General features: G+C 76.0%; 16 protein-coding genes. 6 read left to right on the forward strand and 10 right to left on the reverse strand.

The genetic code is table 11. The annotated features are described in order from the left end of the window. Nucleotides 1–21: 21 nt before the first annotated feature. The 5 genes from Q0858_RS11645 to Q0858_RS11665 form a co-directional block, all read right to left on the reverse strand. Nucleotides 22–2,187 carry a protein kinase gene (locus Q0858_RS11645; protein WP_299054306.1) on the reverse strand — a complete coding sequence of 722 codons (2,166 nt, stop codon included), beginning with the start codon at nt 2,185–2,187 and terminating at the stop codon, nt 22–24. Between the two features lie 38 nt (nt 2,188–2,225). Next, on the reverse strand, nt 2,226–3,968 hold the full coding sequence (locus Q0858_RS11650) for a hypothetical protein (protein ID WP_299054309.1): 1,743 nt from the start codon (nt 3,966–3,968) through the stop codon (nt 2,226–2,228). Between the two features lie 3 nt (nt 3,969–3,971). Next, entirely contained in the window at nt 3,972–6,131 is a 2,160-nt protein-coding gene (locus Q0858_RS11655) for a protein kinase (protein WP_299054312.1), read from the reverse strand. Between the two features lie 66 nt (nt 6,132–6,197). Beyond that, nucleotides 6,198–8,381: a protein kinase gene (locus Q0858_RS11660; protein ID WP_299054315.1), complete on the reverse strand. Its 2,184-nt coding sequence runs from the start codon at nt 8,379–8,381 to the stop codon at nt 6,198–6,200. Next, entirely contained in the window at nt 8,378–8,605 is a 228-nt protein-coding gene (locus Q0858_RS11665; protein ID WP_299054318.1) for a hypothetical protein, read from the reverse strand. The genes Q0858_RS11660 and Q0858_RS11665 overlap by 4 nt, the downstream gene beginning before the upstream one ends. 150 nt (nt 8,606–8,755) lie before the next feature. Between Q0858_RS11665 and purD the strand changes: the two genes are divergently transcribed. The 3 genes from purD to Q0858_RS11680 all read left to right on the forward strand — a co-directional run bounded on the left by purD (nt 8,756) and on the right by Q0858_RS11680 (nt 12,114). After that, nucleotides 8,756–9,991, forward strand: a complete 1,236-nt coding sequence (gene purD / locus Q0858_RS11670; protein ID WP_299054321.1) for a phosphoribosylamine--glycine ligase — start codon at nt 8,756–8,758, stop codon at nt 9,989–9,991. Nucleotides 9,992–10,010: 19 nt separating this feature from the next. Beyond that, on the forward strand, nt 10,011–11,438 hold the full coding sequence (gene purB / locus Q0858_RS11675) for an adenylosuccinate lyase (RefSeq protein WP_299054324.1): 1,428 nt from the start codon (nt 10,011–10,013) through the stop codon (nt 11,436–11,438). A 76-nt stretch (nt 11,439–11,514) separates the two neighbouring features. After that, the gene (locus Q0858_RS11680) at nt 11,515–12,114 is read left to right on the forward strand and encodes an antibiotic biosynthesis monooxygenase (protein ID WP_299054327.1); all 600 of its coding nucleotides are present in this window, start codon (nt 11,515–11,517) and stop codon (nt 12,112–12,114) included. 25 nt (nt 12,115–12,139) lie between these two features. On the opposite strand, the gene Q0858_RS11685 is transcribed toward Q0858_RS11680, so the two are convergent. From Q0858_RS11685 to Q0858_RS11705, 5 genes are read right to left on the reverse strand one after another with little or no spacing between them, the layout of a single operon-like run. Continuing rightward, nucleotides 12,140–13,615, reverse strand: a complete 1,476-nt coding sequence (locus tag Q0858_RS11685; RefSeq protein WP_299054329.1) for an MFS transporter — start codon at nt 13,613–13,615, stop codon at nt 12,140–12,142. Nucleotides 13,616–13,658: 43 nt separating this feature from the next. After that, nucleotides 13,659–14,000: an antibiotic biosynthesis monooxygenase gene (locus Q0858_RS11690; RefSeq protein ID WP_299054332.1), complete on the reverse strand. Its 342-nt coding sequence runs from the start codon at nt 13,998–14,000 to the stop codon at nt 13,659–13,661. A gap of 9 nt (nt 14,001–14,009) precedes the next feature. Next, the gene (locus tag Q0858_RS11695; RefSeq protein ID WP_299054335.1) at nt 14,010–14,213 is read right to left on the reverse strand and encodes a hypothetical protein; all 204 of its coding nucleotides are present in this window, start codon (nt 14,211–14,213) and stop codon (nt 14,010–14,012) included. Then, nucleotides 14,210–14,965 (reverse strand): hypothetical protein, encoded by a 756-nt coding sequence (locus Q0858_RS11700; protein ID WP_299054337.1) that lies wholly within the window; start codon nt 14,963–14,965, stop codon nt 14,210–14,212. Before Q0858_RS11700 ends, Q0858_RS11695 begins: the two co-directional genes overlap by 4 nt. After that, nucleotides 14,962–15,675, reverse strand: a complete 714-nt coding sequence (locus tag Q0858_RS11705; RefSeq protein WP_299054340.1) for a hypothetical protein — start codon at nt 15,673–15,675, stop codon at nt 14,962–14,964. Before Q0858_RS11705 ends, Q0858_RS11700 begins: the two co-directional genes overlap by 4 nt. A gap of 112 nt (nt 15,676–15,787) precedes the next feature. Between Q0858_RS11705 and Q0858_RS11710 the strand changes: the two genes are divergently transcribed. From Q0858_RS11710 to Q0858_RS11720, 3 genes are read left to right on the forward strand one after another with little or no spacing between them, the layout of a single operon-like run. Further along, a complete protein-coding gene (locus tag Q0858_RS11710; RefSeq protein ID WP_299054343.1) occupies nt 15,788–16,075 on the forward strand; it encodes an acylphosphatase in 288 nt (95 codons plus the stop codon). 41 nt (nt 16,076–16,116) lie between these two features. Beyond that, nucleotides 16,117–17,031 (forward strand): phosphoribosylaminoimidazolesuccinocarboxamide synthase, encoded by a 915-nt coding sequence (locus Q0858_RS11715; protein WP_299054346.1) that lies wholly within the window; start codon nt 16,117–16,119, stop codon nt 17,029–17,031. A gap of 46 nt (nt 17,032–17,077) precedes the next feature. Continuing rightward, nucleotides 17,078–17,521: an SRPBCC family protein gene (locus Q0858_RS11720; RefSeq protein WP_299054349.1), complete on the forward strand. Its 444-nt coding sequence runs from the start codon at nt 17,078–17,080 to the stop codon at nt 17,519–17,521. The last annotated feature ends 1 nt before the right edge of the window (nt 17,522 follow it).

The raw sequence follows: 17,522 nt of genomic DNA on the forward strand, positions 1-17,522 counted from the left end.
CGCCGCGCGCCCACGTCGACCTCAGCGGTTGGCGTTGTCGAGCATGACGGCGGGGCGGAAGCACTCCGCGCCCTCGCACTGCCACTGGCCCCACTCGGTGGGGTCCGCGAACGACGAGCCGTCGGACAGGGCGACGTCGAAGGCGAAGCCGCCCTCGGCGACCGTCCGCCAGTACTGCAGGTCGTCGTGGCCGTCGCCGTCGAAGTCACCGACGGTCGGGACGAAGAGGACCTGCTCCTCCGGCGCCGCCTCGCCGCTCAGCCACTCGGTGGGCGTCGCGGTCCTGTCCTCGGCGGCGTCCCAGACGCGGACGAGGCGGGTGCCCGCCTCGACCGTGGAGTCGACGAGCTCGTCGACGCCGTCGCCGTCGAAGTCGCCGCTGCGGACGAACGTGCCCGTCCCGGCCCCCTCGGCGTCGAAGGGCGCCTCGGTGGCCTCGAAGCCGTTGCCCTCGCGGAACAGGAGCTCGATGGTCGCGGGGGAGGCGTCGGTGCGGAGCACGGCGAAGTCGGCCATGCCGTCGCCGTCGTAGTCCCCGGGCTGCAGGAAGCCGTCCTCGACGTCCGTCGTGAGCTCCTGGCCGGCGCCGAACTTCCCGTCGCCGAGGCTGCGGAACACCACGATGCGGTGCTTGAAGCCCTCGCGGGGCCCCCAGGTGCCGAGGTCGTCGAGGCCGTCGCCGTCGAAGTCGGCGACGACGCTGTAGACGACGTCGACCTGGGTGACGCTGCGTGTCGACCGCACCGTCTCCCCGGAGGCCAGCTCGACCGCGACGCGCGGGTTCAGCGACCCCCGCGACACGGTGACGATGTCGGTGCCGCCGTCGCCGTCCACGTCGCCGCGGAGCGGGATGCCCCGCGCGCCGGGCTCCTCGGCCGGGTCGGCGAAGACGTCGCCCTCCGAGAGCCACCGCTCCCGCCCGGACTCGACCGTCCGCCCGGTCTGCAGCAGCAGGTCACCGAGGCCGTCCCCGTCGAGGTCGCCGGTGACGGCCCGCGCGGGCTCGCCGCCCCCGTCCTCGCTGCCGCCGGACTCCCCGGTGGTCCCGTCGGTCTCGGAGCCACCGTCACCGGACCCACCGCCGTCGGCCTCGGTCGAGCCGCCGTCCGGCCACAGCGCCCAGCCGGTGAGGCCCGCCGCGACGAGCAGGACGACGACCGCGGCCACGACGCCGACCACGAGACCGGGGCTCCGCCTCCGCCCACCCGCGGACGCCGGCCCCGGCGCGTAGGACGGCGGCCCGGGCGGACCCCCGTACGGCGGACCCCCGTACGGCGGACCCCCGAACGGCGGAGCCCCGTACGGCGGGCCGCCGTACGGGCGATCCGTGCGTTCCGTCCGTCCCTCCGCCGCGGCGGCGAGCCGGGCGCGGACGGTCTCGGCGTCGGGCCGGCGGGACGGGTCCTTGTCCATCGTCGCGGCGAGGACGGCGTCGAGCTCCCGGCTCAGCGGGTCCTGCCCCCGCGTCTGCGGCGGCGGGGCGCGGTGGTGGGCCTCGGCGACCTCCCAGTCCGAGCCGCGGTACGGCGGCCCGCCGGTCAGCGCGGCCCACAGCAGGCAGCCGAGCCCGTAGACGTCGGAGGCGGGCGTACCCGGCGCTCCGTGGATCCGCTCGGGCGAGAGGTAGCCCCACGTCCCGGCGACCCCGACCGTGGCCCGCGTCTGCGCGGTCCCGTCGCCGGACTCGACGGTGGCGATGCCGAAGTCGCAGAGGTAGGCGAACGGCTGCGGGTCGTCGGGGTCGCGCAGCAGGACGTTCGCGGGCTTGAGGTCCCGGTGGACGATGCCCACCCGGTGCGCGTCGCGCACGGCCTCCGCGACCTGGGCGCAGACCCGGGCGGCCAGCTGCGGCGGTAGCGGGCCGCGCTGGGCCAGCAGGGTGCCGAGGTCGCCGCCCTCGACCAGCCGCGTCACCAGGTACGGCGCCGGGCCGTCCTCGGCGTCGTACTCGCCGTGGTCGTGCACCGCGACCACGTGCGGGGAGTCGAGCCGCGCCAGGGCGGTGGCCTCCCGCGCGAAGCGGGAGCGGAACTGCGGCGAGCGCGCCAGCTCGCCCGACATCACCTTGACCGCGACCGCGCGCTGCAGGCCCGGGTCGGCCGCGGCGAACACCACGCCCATCCCGCCGCGGCCGATCTCGCGCTCCAGCCGGTAGCGCCCGACCGTGTCACCCGCCCTCAGTGCCATGTCCCCGCCTCCCCTCGGAGGGCCAGTCTGCCCGTGCGTCAGCCGGGCAGGAAGGGTCGGTGCACGCTGCCGTCGAGCAGCCGGACGCTGGGCTCGACCGGCCCCACACCCAGCCGCACCTCGTCGCCGAGGGGCCGCAGGCCGGACCCGCCGGCGGTGAGGACCTGCAGCAGCAGCGCCCCGTCGTCGCCGAGCCGGACCGTCGCGAGGTCGTCGTCGCCGTCCCCGTCCACGTCGGTGATCCCCGACGTCGGCACGTCGCCGGAGCCGGGCAGGACGCCGAGGTCGTCGCCCGCGACGAGGGTGTCGCCGTCCAGCGCGAACGCCCTCACGGCCTCGCCGCCCGTGATCGGGACGAGGAGCACCTCGTCGACGCCGTCGCCGTCGGTGTCGGCGCCGCGGAAGACGTGCAGCACCACCCCGCTCACCGGACGCGACGGCGTGCCGCGCCGGAAGCGGTCCCCCTCGGAGACCAGGGGGACGAGCAGGACCTCGTCGGCGGCGAGGTCGCGGCGGACGACGACCAGGTCGTCGTCGCCGTCCCCGTCGAGGTCGGCGGGCACCACGACGTCGTTCGCCTGCACCCAGGACGGGTTGCGGGCCCAGGGCTCCGCCGTCGTCCGCGCGGCGTCACCGAGGTCGGCGACGCGGACCACGCCGTCCGGGCCGAGCAGCGCGGCCTCGTCGGCGCCGTCCCCGTCGTAGTCGCCGGCGATCGGCACGGAGTCGACCCCGGCGTCGAGGACGGTGCCGGACCACCCGTCGTCGTCCCCGGCGAGCGTGAGGTCGGCGGGGTCCTGGGCGGGGGCCTGGGCGAGGACCTCGGTGGTGCCGTCGCCGTCGGTGTCGGCGAGCAGGGGCAGCAGGTCGCCGACCGGGCCCACACGGCTCTGCTGCAGCCCGTCCCCGGTGGAGCGCTGCACGGTGAGCTCGGCGCGCCCGCCGCGGACCCGGAAGGCCGCCACCACGTCACCCAGGCCGTCGCCGTCGACGTCGCCGGTGACCCGGCCCGGTGGCTCCTCGGACGAGGACCCGGTGGGGCTCCCGGTGTCGCCGGCGGTCTCCTCGCCAGGGGTCGGCCCACCGCCGGACGGCGCGTCCTCGGCGTCCTGGCCGGGCAGGACGCCGGCGAGCGCCGCCGCGCCGAGCGCCACGGCGAGGACGGTGACGACGCCGATCAGCAGGGGGACGAGCCGGCGGTGCCGCCGGTCGTCGGGTGCGGGGCCCGGCTCGGACTCCGGGGGAGGAGCCGGTGCGGCGGCCGCGGCCACGACCTCGGGCCGCGGCCGCGTGGCCCGGGGGACGCTCGCCGCCGCCGGGAGCAGGGTCAGCAGGTCCGCCCGCAGCGCCGAGGGGTCACGGTGCCGCTTGCGGGGGTCGTCGGAGGTCGAGCGCGCCAGGACCCACCGCAGGCCGCGGTCGAGGTTGCGCTCGGCGGTGCTGGTGCCGGTCGTGGGCGGCAGCGACGCCTCGGGGTCGGTGCTGCCCGTGAGGCAGGCGCGCAGCAGCAGCCCGGCCGCCAGGACGTCGTCGGCGACCGTGCCGCTGCCCCCGTCCGGCGGGTCCTCCAGCAGGACGGCGAGATCGCCCGGCGGGCCCTCGAGGTCCCCGGTCACCAGCACGGAGGACGCGTCGAGGCTGCCGTGCGCCTCGGAGGAGTCGCGGGCGGCCAGGGCGTCGGCGACCGACGCCACGATCGCCACCGCCGCCGCGGGCGGCAGCGGCTCGCGCGCGAGGAAGCGGTCCAGGCGGACGGGTCCGTCGGGGTGTACGTCGGCCACGGGTCAGATGCCGTTGCGGTCCACGGCGAGGAAGTTGTTCTGGCACTGCGTGTCGCAGTCCCACTCGCCCCACGAGCCGGCGTTCGTGAACGACGACCCGGTGGACAGGTAGGCGTCGAGGCTCAACCCGGTGGGTGTGCGGCGGAAGATGACGAGGTCCTCGGCGCCGTCGCCGTCGAGGTCGCTCGCCACGGGGCGAAGGGCCCGTGCGTCGGGGTCGTCGTCCTGGCTGCGCTCGCCGACGAACCACTTCTTCTGCTGCAGCGTGAGCTCGCCGTCCTCCTCCACGAAGTCGGCCACCCGGATGCGTCGGTTGGAGCGGCCGAGATCGGTGAAGACGATCTCGACGGCCCCGTCGCCGTCCACGTCGCCCTGGACGATGTCGAGACCGTCGCTCTGGACGAGCCCGGTGACCAGCAGGTCGCGGGCGGCGTACTCGAAGCCGTCCTCGGTGAACTCCATGATCGTGACCTCGCCAGCGCCGAGGGCGCTGGTGGAGCCGGTGATGTGGACCAGCTCGGCCTGGCCGTCGCCGTCGACGTCACCCGCCTCGAGCCTGCCGTCACGCAGGTCCGAGGGCAGCGGGCGCTCCTCGGCCACGGTGAGCCCCTCGTCGTCCCCGGTGGCCATGGACACGAACACCTGGGTCTCGGACTGGTCGAGCGGCACGCTGGTGATGTCGTCCAGGCCGTCGCCGTCGATGTCGGCGACGGTCGCGAAGTACTGCCCCGCGCCGTCCAGGGGACCGGGCTCGGTCTCGGTGACGTCGCCGTCGGCGTACTCGATGCGGATGACCCCGCCCGCGCCGTACCCGACCAGGTCGGCGAGGCCGTCGCCGTCGAAGTCGCCGCGGACCGGGACACCGGGGCTGCTCGGGTCCTCGAAGTCGACCTCCTCCGGGGATTCGGGGAAGCCGGAACCGGTGGAGAGCCACCGCAGGCGGGTCGGCTCGTCGTCCCCGGTCTGGACCATGAGGTCGCCGAGGCCGTCACCGTCGTAGTCGCCGGGGGTCGGCCCGGAGGGCTCCTCGGCCTCACCGTCGGTGCCCGTCCCGCCGCCCTCGGTGGTGCCGGTACCGGGGTCCGCCTGAGGGGCGTCGTCGCCGCCGAGCACGGCCCAGGCGCCCCCGCCGAGGGCGAGGACGAGCAGCAGGGCCGCGCCGCCGGCGAGGAGGACGCGGTTGCGGCCGCTGCCCGCCTTGCCGGTGGCACCCAGCCGGGTGCCACCGGGCGCGGTCCCGCCCGGACGGGCCAGGGACCTCGGGTCCGCGGCGACGCCGATGCCGGAGGCGCCGGGACGGTCGATGGTGAGGAGGTCGGCGCGCAGGGCGTCGGCGGACCGGTAGCGCTGCGCGGGGTCCTTGGCCATGGCGGTGGCCAGGACGCGGTTGATGCCGGCGGCGAGCTCGGAGTCCTCCATCAGCTGCGGGATGGGCGCGTGCTGGTGGGCCAGGGCGACCTCAACGTCGGAACCGCGGTAGGGCGCCGTCCCGGTCAGGCACGCCCAGAGCAGGCAGCCGACGGAGTAGATGTCGGTGGCGGGGGAGGCGGGGGCGCCCATGCCGCGCTCGGGGGCGAGGTAGCCCCAGGTGCCGGCGATGCCGCCGGCCTGCGTCATCGAGGAGCCCTCGGTCTGGGCGATGCCGAAGTCGCAGAGGTAGACGTGGGCCTCGCCGCGTGCGGCGGCCTCCGCGTCGCGCATCAGCACGTTGGCGGGCTTCACGTCGCGGTGGACCACGCCCGCGGCGTGGGCGTCGGACAGGGCGCCGGCGATCTGGGCGCAGACCTGGGCGGCCAGGCGCGGCGGGAGGACGCCGCGCTGCTGGATCAGCTGACCCAGCTCGCCGCCGGGCACCAGCTGCGTGACGATGTACGGCGACCCGCCGCCGGCGGGGACGTCCGCGCCGGCGGGGCCCTCGACGTGCTCGCCGTGGTCGTAGATGGCGATGATGTGGGGGGAGTCGAGGCGCGCCAGGGTCGCTGCCTCGCGCTGGAAGCGGACGCGGAAGCCCTCGTCGTGGGAGACGGCCCCGGACATCACCTTGAGCGCGACCTGACGGTCGAGCACGGTGTCGGTGGCGTTGTAGACCACGCCCATCCCGCCCACGCCGAGCACCGAGTCGATCCGGTACCGGCCGATGCGGTCACCCACGTCGATCGCCATCGTCGGCCTCCTCTCCCCGGACAGGAAGTGAACCAGACGGCGTGCGACCCGCGAGCCAGGACGAGGTCACGAGTCGACGCCGAACGGCCGGTTGACGCTGCCGTCGGCGACCTTGGCGGTCAGCACGCCCTGACCGGTCAGGTCCAGCAGCGGTGTCGCGTCCTCGAGGACGCCGTCCTCGCCGGTGCGGAGCACCTCGACGCCGGTGACGGCGCCGCCGTCGGGATCGGCGCGGACCAGGGCGAGGTCGTCGCGGGAGTCGCCGTCGACGTCGAGCACCCCGACGGACCGGACCGAGGCCGTCGCGGTCGAGCCGCCCGTCGTCCCCCAGGGGTCGGTCTTCGTCACGGTGCCGTCGGCGCCGAGTGCCAGGAGGCGGACCTCGCGACCCCCCGTGCTCGGCACGATCGCGACCTCGTCGGTGCCGTCGCCGTCGACGTCGGCGGCGCGGACGATCTTGGTGCCCGCCACGTCGAGGAGCTCGGCCGACTCGGGGCCCATCGTCAGCGCCCCGTCGTCGGCGAGGACGGCGGTCACCGTGACCGCGCCCGGCGTCCCGCCGCGCAGGCCCTGGGGCCGGACGAGGAGCAGGTCGTCGTCGGCGTCGCCGTCGAGGTCGGCCGGGACGAGCAGGTCGGTGACGGGGTTCAGGTCGCCTCCGAGGCGTCCCTCCGCGGTGCGGGCCTCGTCGCCGCCGAGGGCGACCCGGACCTCACCACCGGTCTGCCCCTCCGCGTCGAAGCCCCCGCCGCCGGGGTAGCCGAGGAGGGCCAGGTCGTCGGTGCCGTCGCCGTCGAGGTCGGCCACCACGGGCGGGACCTCGAAGCCGGCGCCGGCGACCACCCAGGACGGCGTCCCCCCGCCGACGGGCTGGAGGACCAGGGCGCCGGAGGTCGTCGAGGTGATGCCGACGTACTCGGGCCGGCCGTCGCCGTCGAAGTCGCCGAGCACGGGCACGTTGCGGGTGTCGATGCCGCTGCGCTCGACCGGGTCGTCCAGGCCGTCGCCCGTGCCCGACCAGGTCGTGAAGCCGGTGCCCGTGGCGGTGCCCGTCGTCGTCACCGACGAGAGCGCCAGGTCCCCCAGGCCGTCGCCGTCGACGTCGCCGGTGACCTCGGCGGCGGGGTCCGGGGCCGGTGCGTCCCCGGCCCTGCCGGTCGTGCCGCCGTCGGGCCACCAGGCGACGGCCGCACCGGCCCCGCCGAGGAGGAGCAGGGCCAGGCCGGCGCCGAGCAGGGCCCGGCGCGGACGGTCCGGGCGGCGTCCGTCCCCGGCCGGCGCGGCGGGGTGCCGGGGCGTGGTGTGGTCGGCGGTGCGGGCGGCGGCCGCCGCGGGGGCGCCGGCTGTGCGCTGCTCGGAGCCCGTCAGCGGGAGCGCCAGCAGGTCGGCCCGCATCGCGGCGGCGTCGGCGTACCGGTCGGCCGGGTCCTTCGCCATCGCCCGGGTCAGCACGGCGTCGAGGGCCGTGCCGAGGTCGCCGGTCCACCCCAGCCGGGGCACGGGCTCGTGCTGGTGGGCGATCGCGACCTCCACGTCGCTGCCGTCGTACGGCGGGCGGCCGGTGAGGCACGCCCACAGCAGGCACCCCGCGGCGTACAGGTCGCTCGCGGCGGTCGCGGCCTCCCCGCGGCCCCGCTCCGGCGGCAGGTAGGCCCACGTGCCGGCCACCATGCCGGTGCTGGTGAGGCCGTCGTCGGCGGCGAGCTGCGCAATGCCGAAGTCGCAGAGGTAGACGTGGACGTCACCGGGGCGGTCCTCGCGCACGGCGTCGGCGTCGCGCAGCAGCACGTTGGCGGGCTTCACGTCGCGGTGGACGACGCCCGCGGCGTGCGCGTCGCGCAGCGCGTCGAGGACCTGCGCCACGACCTCGACCGCGGTCGCGGGGGCGAGGCCACCGCTGCCCCGCAGCACCGACCCGAGGTCGCCGCCGGGCACGAGCTGGGTGACGAGGTACGGCGACCCGGGGCGCGCTCCGCCGTCGGCGTCACCGCCGTCGGCCTCGCCGTGGTCCACGATCGCGACGACGTGGGGCGAGTCGAGCCGGGCGAGCGCGGCCACCTCGCGGGCGAACCGGGCGCGGGCCTCCTCGGCGCCGCTGCGGGCGCCGGAGATGACCTTCACCGCCACCCGGCGGTCCAGCCGGAGGTCGGTCGCGCGGTGGACGACGCCCATCCCGCCGTGGCCCACCAGGTCGTCGAGGCGATACCGGCGCGCCAGCAGGCGGCCGGTCGTGCCCGGGTCCGTGCTCACCGGTCGACCCCGAACGGGCGGCTGACGCTGCCGTCCGCGAGCTTCGCCGTGACCAGGTACGGCGTCCCCGGCACGTCGTCCGCGACGCCGCCCATCACCGTCACCGCGACGTCACGGCGCAGGGCGGTGCCCGAGGCCCGGTAGAGCGTGCCCATCCCGTCCCGGCCCAGCACGGCCTCCAGCCGGTAGCGACCCACGAGGTCGCCGACGCGCGGCTGCGCCATGCCTGCATCCCCCTCCTGGTCCCGACCGCTCCGTCGCGGGTGCGGTCGCTGGTGTGTCGGCCGATCCTGCCCCACCCTGCCCCCGGGCGGCAGCCCTCACACCCGCCTCGCACCGGTCGCCACCGGGCCGGGGCCCTAGCATCGGGGCCCGTGGACGTCCTGGTGATCGGCGGCGGTGGCCGTGAGCACGCTCTGGCCCTCGCGCTGTCCCGTGACCCCGGGGTGGGTGCGCTGCACGCGGCGCCCGGCAACCCGGGCCTCGCGCGGGTCGCCACGCTGCACCCGGTGGACCCCCTCGACCCCGCCGCGGTCGCCGACCTCGCCGCCTCGCTCGACGTCGGCCTCGTGGTCGTCGGCCCCGAGGCCCCGCTGGTGGCCGGCGTCGCCGACGCGGTGACCGCCCGCGGCATCGCGTGCTTCGGCCCGGGCGCCGAGGCGGCCCGGCTCGAGGGCTCCAAGGCGTTCGCCAAGGAGGTGATGGCCGCCGCCGGCGTCCCCACCGCCCAGGCGCACGTCTGCACGACCCCCGAGGAGGTCGCGGCCGCGCTCGACGCGCTGGGCGCGCCGTACGTGGTGAAGGACGACGGGCTGGCCGCCGGCAAGGGCGTGGTCGTCACCGACGACCGCGACGAGGCGCTCGCGCACGCCGCCGCGTGCGGGGGAGCGGTGGTGGTCGAGGAGTTCCTCGACGGCCCCGAGGTCTCCCTCTTCGGACTCTGCGACGGCGCCGTCGTGCGTCCCCTCCAGCCCGCCCAGGACTTCAAGCGCGCCCTCGACGGCGACGCCGGGCCCAACACCGGAGGCATGGGCGCCTACTCGCCGCTCGACTGGGCGCCGGCCGACCTGGTCGACGAGGTCACCCGCACCGTCCTGCAGCCGACCGTCGACGAGATGGCGCGCCGTGGGACCCCCTTCGCGGGGCTGCTGTACGCCGGCCTCGCGCTCACCTCACGCGGCGTCCGGGTGGTCGAGTTCAACGCCCGCTTCGGCGACCCCGAGACCCAGGTGCTGATGGCGCTGCTCGACTCGCCCCTCTCCGAGCTCCTCCACGCCTGCGCCACCGGCCGGCTGGGCGAGGTTGAGCCGCCGGTCTTCCGTGACGGCGCCGCGGTGACCGTGGTGATGGCCAGCCGCGGCTACCCGGCGACGTCCTCGTCGGGCGACGTCATCAGCGGCGCGGACGACGTCCCCGCCGGGGTCGACGTGATCCACGCCGGCACCGCCACCACCGGCGACGGTGACCTCGTCACCGCGGGCGGCCGCGTGCTGGCCGTCACCGCCGCCGGCGACTCGGTCGCGGCGGCCCGCGAGGCGGCGTACGCGGGGGTCGCGACGATCTCCTTCCCCGGGGCCCAGCACCGCACGGACATCGCCGCCGGTCGCTGACCCGCCGGGTCGTGGGACCATGAGGCACGTGAGCGTCCCGAACGTCCTGGCCACCCGGTACGCCGGATCCGACCTCGCGGCGCTCTGGTCGCCGGAGCACAAGATCGTGCTCGAGCGGAGGCTGTGGATCGCGGTCCTCCGCGCGCAGCGCGACCTCGGCGTCGAGGTCCCCGACGGTGTCGTCGAGGCCTACGAGGCCGCGGTCGACCACGTCGACCTCGAGTCGATCGCCCGTCGTGAACGGGTCACCCGCCACGACGTGAAGGCGCGGATCGAGGAGTTCAACGCCCTGGCCGGCCACGAGCACGTCCACAAGGGCATGACCTCGCGCGACCTCACCGAGAACGTCGAGCTGCTGCAGCTGCAGTCCTCGCTCGCGATGGTGCGCGACCGCGCCGTCGCCACCGCCGTCCGCCTCGGCCGGCTCGCCGCGGAGCACGCCACCACCGTGATGGCCGGCCGCTCGCACAACGTCGCCGCGCAGGCCACGACCCTCGGCAAGCGGTTCGCGACCGCCGCCGAGGAGCTGATGCTCGGCGTCGAGCGCGTCGAGGACCTGCTCGCGCGGCTCCCGCTGCGCGGCATCAAGGGCCCGATGGGGACCGCCCAGGACATGCTCGACCTCCTCGACGGCGACGCCGACGCCCTCGCCGACCTCGAGCAGCGGGTCGCGACCCACCTCGGCTTCGCCCGGGTGCTGACGAGCGTCGGGCAGGTCTACCCGCGCAGCATCGACTACGACGTCCTGTCGTCGCTGGCCCAGCTCGTCGCCGGGCCCAGCAACCTCGCCACCACGATCCGGCTGATGGCCGGCAACGAGCTCGTCACCGAGGGCTTCGCCGAGGGTCAGGTCGGGTCGTCGGCGATGCCGCACAAGATGAACACCCGCTCCTGCGAACGGGTCAACGGCCTTGCGGTCGTCGTCCGCGGCAACCTGGCGATGGTCGGCGAGCTCGCCGGAGACCAGTGGAACGAGGGCGACGTCTCGTGCTCCGTCGTCCGACGGGTGGCGCTGCCCGACGCGTTCTTCGCCGCCGACGGGCTGTTCCGGACCTTCCTTACCGTGCTCGACGAGTTCGGCGCCTTCCCGGCCGTGGTGCAGCGCGAGCTGGACCGCTACCTGCCGTTCCTGACCACCACCAAGGTCCTGATGAGCGCGGTGCGTGCGGGGGTCGGCCGGGAGTCGGCGCACGAGGCGATCAAGGAGCACGCGGTCGCGGTGGCACTGGAGATGCGCGCCGGCCGCGCCGAGAACGACCTCTTCGAGCGGCTCGCGGCCGACGACCGGCTGGGCCTGGACCGCAGCGCGATCGACGCCCTCGTCGCCGACCCGCTGGAGTTCACCGGCGCGGCGGTCGCCCAGGTCGCGATCGTCGTCGCCCGCGTCGACGCGCTCGCCGCGGCCCACCCCGAGGCGGCGTCGTACGACCCCGGCGGGATCCTCTAGCCGCCGAGTCGGCCCGGACGCACCCCGTGAGGGCGCCGAGTCGGCCCGGAGGTGCCGTCTCGGGGACGATGGACCCATGACGACCGCGTACGCCGGAGGACCGGTCACCGTCGCGATCACCCGGCACGTGCCCGCCGGGCACGAGGCCGAGGTGGTGAGCTGGCTGACGGCGGGCATCAGCCTCGCCGAGCGCTTCCCCGGCTTCCTGGGTGCCGGGTGGGTGCGACCGGACGTCGGGTCGCGGGAGTGGCACATGCTCTACCGCTTCGCCGACCCCACCGCGCTGGAGCACTGGGAGCACTCGCCGCAGCGGCAGTGGTGGCGCAGCTCGGGCGTCGGTCTCGGCGTCGTGGAGTCGCGGGTGGAGCGTCGTACCGGCATCGAGGGGTGGTTCGACGACCCGGTCGAGACCACCGTGGAACGCGCGGACGACGCCCCGACGCCGTCCGCGCCGCCGCGGTGGAAGCAGGCGACGACGATCTGGCTGGCGTTCTTCCCGCTCAGCCTGCTCGTCGGCTGGGTGCTGTCGATCGTGCTGCCCGACCTGCCCATCGCCCCGCGGGTGCTGCTGACGACACTGCTGCTGACGCCCGTGATGACCTACGTGGCGCTGCCGTGGATCACCCGGCGCCTGGCCTGGTGGCTCGCCGGCGAGCCCGCGCCCTGGCGGCGCTGAGCCCGCCCGGTCCCGGCGTGCTCGGCTAGCGGCGGCGCTCGGCGCGCAGGTCGACGAACGCGAGGACCAGTGCGACCGAGAGGATCGCGGCGGCCGCGAGCAGCGCGGCCCGCAGGGCGTCCACGCCGGCCATGCCGGAGCCGACGGCGACCTGGTAGATCGTCATCAGCAGCGCGGCGCCGAGCGCGGATCCGATGCGCTGACCGGTCTGGACGGCGCCGCCTGCGGCGCCACCCATCCGGGGTGGGACCTCCGACAGGGTCAGCGTGAGGTTGGGGGAGACCACCCCGCCGCCGCCGAGCCCCGCGACCAGCAGTGGCACGAGGACGAGCACGACCAGCCAGCCGTTGCCGAAGCCGAGCGGCGCCAGCAGCGCCACCGCGACCACGCCGCTGATGTTGATCGTCAGCGCGACCACGGTGATCCGGCGGTGCATCCGCGAGACCAGCCGGCCGGCGAGGGGCGAGGAGAACGCCGACCCGATCGCGAACGGCGTCAGCACCAGGCCCGACATCAGCGCGGTGAGGCCGAGCGACTCCTGGGTGTAGACCGACAGCACGAGGAAGATGCCGGTGAAGCCGGTGAAGTAGATGGTGCCGACGGCGATGCCGTTCGCGTAGCCGGGGACCTGCCGCAGCAGCGTCACGTCGAGCAGCGGCGCGTGCCCACGCCGGACGGTGCGGTGCTCCCACCACACGAACGTCGCCAGCAGGATCGGCACGCCCGGCAGCAGCACCAGCGGCAGCAGGGCGCCGCTCTCCAGCGAGACCAGCGGGTAGAGCAGGCACAGGACCCCGCCGCCGAGGAGCAGTGCGCCGGGCAGGTCGAGCTTGACGGGACCGGAGTCGTCGCCGGGTGGCTTCCCGGGCACCAGACGCGCGACGAAGACCATCGCCACCAGCCCGATCGGGACGTTGACCAGGAAGATCGCCCGCCAGCCGATCTCGGGGCCCAGCAGGGCGATCATCGTGCCGCCGACCAGGGGACCGAGCGCGGAGGAGATCGAGACGGTGAACCCGAAGAGGCCGAACGCCCGTCCGCGCTCGGGACCGCGGAAGAGGTCCTGGATCAGGCCCGAGTTCTGCGGGGTCAGCAGGCCGGCGGCCGCGCCCTGCAGCAGGCGGGCGGCGACGACCAGCTCGGCGTTCGGGGCGAAGCCGACCAGGGCGCTGGAGCCGATGAACGCGGCGAGGCCGACGACCATGAGCCGCCGGCGGCCGTACGCGTCGCCGAGCCGGCCGCCGCTGACCAGCGTGAGGCCGAAGGTGAGCGCGTAGCCGGACACGATCCACTGGGCGGTGCCCGGGGAGGTGTCGAGGCCGGCGCGGATCGAGGGCAGCGCGACGTTGACGATCGTGACGTCGAGCAGCGACATGAAGCCCACGACCAGGGCGACGGCGAGGATCCGCCAGCGGCGCGGGTCGGCACCCTCCTCCTGGTCGCCGTCCCCACCGTGGTCCCCGCCGTGGTGCTTCGCGAGGTCGGCGTCGGCGGAGGTCACGGGTCCAGGGTGCCCGCCCGGCGGGCGGGTCACTCCCCGAGGGTCAGTCCTCGAGGTCCTCCCACGGCTCGGCGTCCTCGTCGTACGGCGCGACGTCGAGGACGACCTCGAACTCGAGCAGGTCCGACCCGGTGCCGACCGGCTTGGCGCGCTCGCCGGAGTGGGCGGCGCGACCCTGGCCGCCCATCCACGCCTGGAACGCGGCGTCGTCGACCCAGTGGGTGACGATGAAGTAGCGGGTCTCGCCCGCGGTGGGGCGCAGCATCTGGAAGCCGAGGAACCCCTCGGTGCCCTCGATCGTCCCGGCGCGCGCCTTGAAGCGCTTCTCGAGCTCGGCCCCACCGCCCTCGGGCACGTGGATCGCGTTGATCTTCACCACCGACATGCCGTCAGCCTACGAGCGTCGTCGCTGTCGCTCCCTCCTCGCCTTCTCGTACGACGGGTGCTCGCGGCGCTCGCGGTCGATCTCGGTCCGCTCCTCCCGCAGCGCGGCGACCGCGGCGGCGGCGTGCTCCCGTGACCGCCGCGCGGCCTCCCGCAGCCGTGCCACGGCCACCGCCGGGGTCGGCGGTCCGACGGGGTCGGGCCCGGCGTTCACGCGAACCCCACCGCGGTGACGTCGTCGACGCGGCCGGCGGCGGCGTAGTGGCTGCCCATGGCCACCGCCTCGGCCGCCGCGGCGGCGACGTCGAGCCCGACCTGCACCATCGCCATGACCTCCGCGCAGGTCTCCGCCGCCTCCACGAGCCGCAGGACCGCCGAGCGGATGCGGTCGAGCATCGCGAGGATGCGGGCGGCGTCCGCCGGCGCCGTGACCGCCGCCAGGCCCGCGCCGACCGGGCCGGCGAGCAGCTTGACGCCCAGGGCGAGCACGACGTCGTCGATCACGCCGAGCGCGGCGCACACCGTCTCCGCGGCCGCGGTCGACACCGACAGCACGTGGCCGAGCTGCTCCGCGACGAGACCGGCCGCCTCCGCCTGCTGGGCCGCGGTGTCGGCGAGCGTGCCCAGCGCGTCACCGGCCGCCACCCGGGACCCGCCGTCCCAGGTGCCGGGCAGCTGGCCGGCCAGGTCGGCGTGGTTCTCCCCGACCGCCCCCAGGGCGGCCTCGACCTGTCGCCACCCCTGCTGCATCGAGGCGAGTGCGGCGAAGTCGCCGGAGAAGGGCTCCAGCACCTCGGCGAACAGGTCGACCCCGGTCAGCGTCCGCACCGCCCAGTCGACGAGCCGGACGACGTACCCGGCCTCCTCGCGCAGGCCGTCCAGGTAGCCGTCCGTGCCGACCTCGGGCGCGCCCCCGGACACCGCCGACCCGGCGTCCCACCGCTCGCTGATCGTGGGCGCGGTCACGAGGCGCGCCCCACGAAGTCGTCGTACGACGACGCGTCGTCCTGCGCCGCGGCCGCCTCCTCCATGGCGTCACCGAGACCCTCGACGGCCCCGACGGCGTCCTGGCCGGCCTCGCGGAGGTCCCAGCCCCACCCGAGCGCCTCCGCGAGCGGGCCGGCCGTGCTGTGGCGCCACGGCGTGGTCCGGTCGGCCTCGGGGACGTCGTCCAGTGCCGGGGAGTCGGTGTCCGCCGCGTGCCCCAGCAGGGAGGGGACGTCGGTGTCGAGGCGGACGACCCGGTCGAGGTCCAGCGGGGAGCCCCCCGGCCCGGTCAGCGCCGCCGGCAGCGCCGACGGGACCTCGGCGCCGAGGCGGACGTCGGGGGCGACCGGCGCCACCGGCACGAGGTCGTCGGGCACCCCGGGCAGGAGCTCGGCCACCCTGTCCAGGACCCGCCGGGCCAGCGCGTCGACGTCCGCGAGGTCGGCGGCGGTGTCCCGGGCCGCTCCGCCCCACCGCTGCGCCGCCCGGCCGCTGCGCTCGAGGCCGTCGCAGGCGGAGCCCACGGCCGTGGCGTAGACCCCGCGCAGCGGCGCGACGGCGCCGCGGAACGCGTCGAGCCGGGTGCAGACGTCGTGCACGTAGCGGCCGACGTCGCCGGTGTGGGTGGCCTGACGCTCGGCCACCTCCGCGGCGCCGGCCAGGCCGGCGTAGTGGCAGGCCAGGTCCATGGGTCCTCCTCGGGGTCGGTCGCTGACGGCGTGCTCCCACCCTCGGCCCGCGCGCCGACTCCCGCAGCCCCGGACGGCAGGGGCTGTGGAGATCGCGTGGCAGGCTGCGCCTGTGGACGCGAAGAGGTCGGTCCGGCTCCGGGTGACGGGTCGGGTGCAGGGGGTGTCGTTCCGCTGGGCCACCGAGCAGGAGGCGCGGCGGCTCGGCGTCACGGGCTGGGTCCGCAACGAGCCCGACGGCTCCGTGGCGGCGTACGCCGAGGGCCCGGCCGACGCCGTCGACGCGCTCGTGGCGTGGGCCCACGACGGTCCGCCGTCGGCCCGCGTCGCCTCCGTCGACGTCACCGACGTCGAGCCCGAGACCGGTGGGGGAGCCTCCGGCTTCCGCACCACCGGCTGACCCGGCACCCCCGCGGGCGACCCGGACGCGATACTGACCGGGTGGCCGAGCCCCGACTGCCCAGCATCCCGCCCGCCCCGGACGTCGAGGGTGCGACCCACCTGCACTCCGGCAAGGTGCGCGACCTCTACCGCCTCGACCAGGGTCCGTACGCCGGCGCCCTGCTGATGGTGGCCAGCGACCGGATCTCCGCCTACGACCACGTGCTCAGCCCGGGGATCCCCGACAAGGGCGAGATCCTCACCCGGATGTCGCTGTGGTGGTTCGACCGGCTGGCCGACCTCCTCCCCGGGCACGTCCTCAGCAGCACCGACGGCGTCCCCGACCACCTGCGCGGGCGCGCCCTGGTCTGCCGGCCGCTGACGATGTACCCGGTCGAGTGCGTCGCCCGGGGCTACCTCACCGGCTCCGGGCTCGACGACTACCGGGCCACGGGCGAGGTCTGCGGCATCCCCCTGCCCCCAGGGCTCGAGCAGGCCTCCCGCCTGGCGGAGCCGATCTTCACCCCCGCCACCAAGGCGGACCTCGGCGACCACGACGAGAACGTGTCGTTCGAGGCCGTCGTCGCGACCGTCGGCGCCGCCACCGCGGAGACGCTGCGGGAGGTCACCCTCGCGGTGTACGCCCGCGCCGAGGGCATCGCCCGCGAGCAGGGGATCCTCCTCGCCGACACCAAGATCGAGCTCGGCACCGACGACGCGGAGGGCGGCCGGCTGACGCTCGGCGACGAGGTCCTCACCCCGGACTCCTCGCGCTACTGGCCCGCCGACGCCTGGACGCCGGGCGTCACGCCGCCGGCGTACGACAAGCAGGTCCTGCGCGACTGGCTCACCGGCGAGTCCGGCTGGGACCGCACCGGCGAGGCGCCGCCGCCGGAGCTGCCGCCGCAGGTCGTGGACCTGACGAGGCAGCGGTACGTGGAGGCCTACGAGAGACTGACCGGGGAGCGCTTCTGAGGCGCACGACCCACCGGAGCATGAGCAGCACGAGGAGAGGTCCCTGATGGGGTTCACGCTCGAGATCGACGTCGCCGCGCCGCCCGAGGCGGTGCAGGACTACTTCGCCGACCCGGCCCTGCGCCCGGACTGGCAGTCCAGCCTGCGCCGCATCGACCGGCTCGGCGGCCCGCCCCGCGGCGTCGGCGCCCGCTGGTACGACGTCACCCTCGTCGGCGCGAAGCCGCTGATGGAGGTCACGGTCGACGAGCCCGGCCGCGCGTGGTCCGAGGTCGGGGAGTGGCGCGGCCTCGTCGCGCGCCTCGACATGCGGTTCGAGCCCACCGTCCTCGACGGCGTGCCCGGCACCCACGTGGTGGCCCTGGTCGACGTCGACGCCCCCGGCTGGCGCATGCCGATCGGAATCGCGATCCGCCTGTTCGGTCCGCTCGGCATTCGCGCGGACCTCAAGGCGGCGGCGCGGGCGATCGAGCGACGTACCAACGGGTAAC

It is taken from the genome of uncultured Nocardioides sp., assembly GCF_947489365.1.
In the GTDB taxonomy this organism is placed as follows: Bacteria; Actinomycetota; Actinomycetes; order Propionibacteriales; family Nocardioidaceae; genus Nocardioides.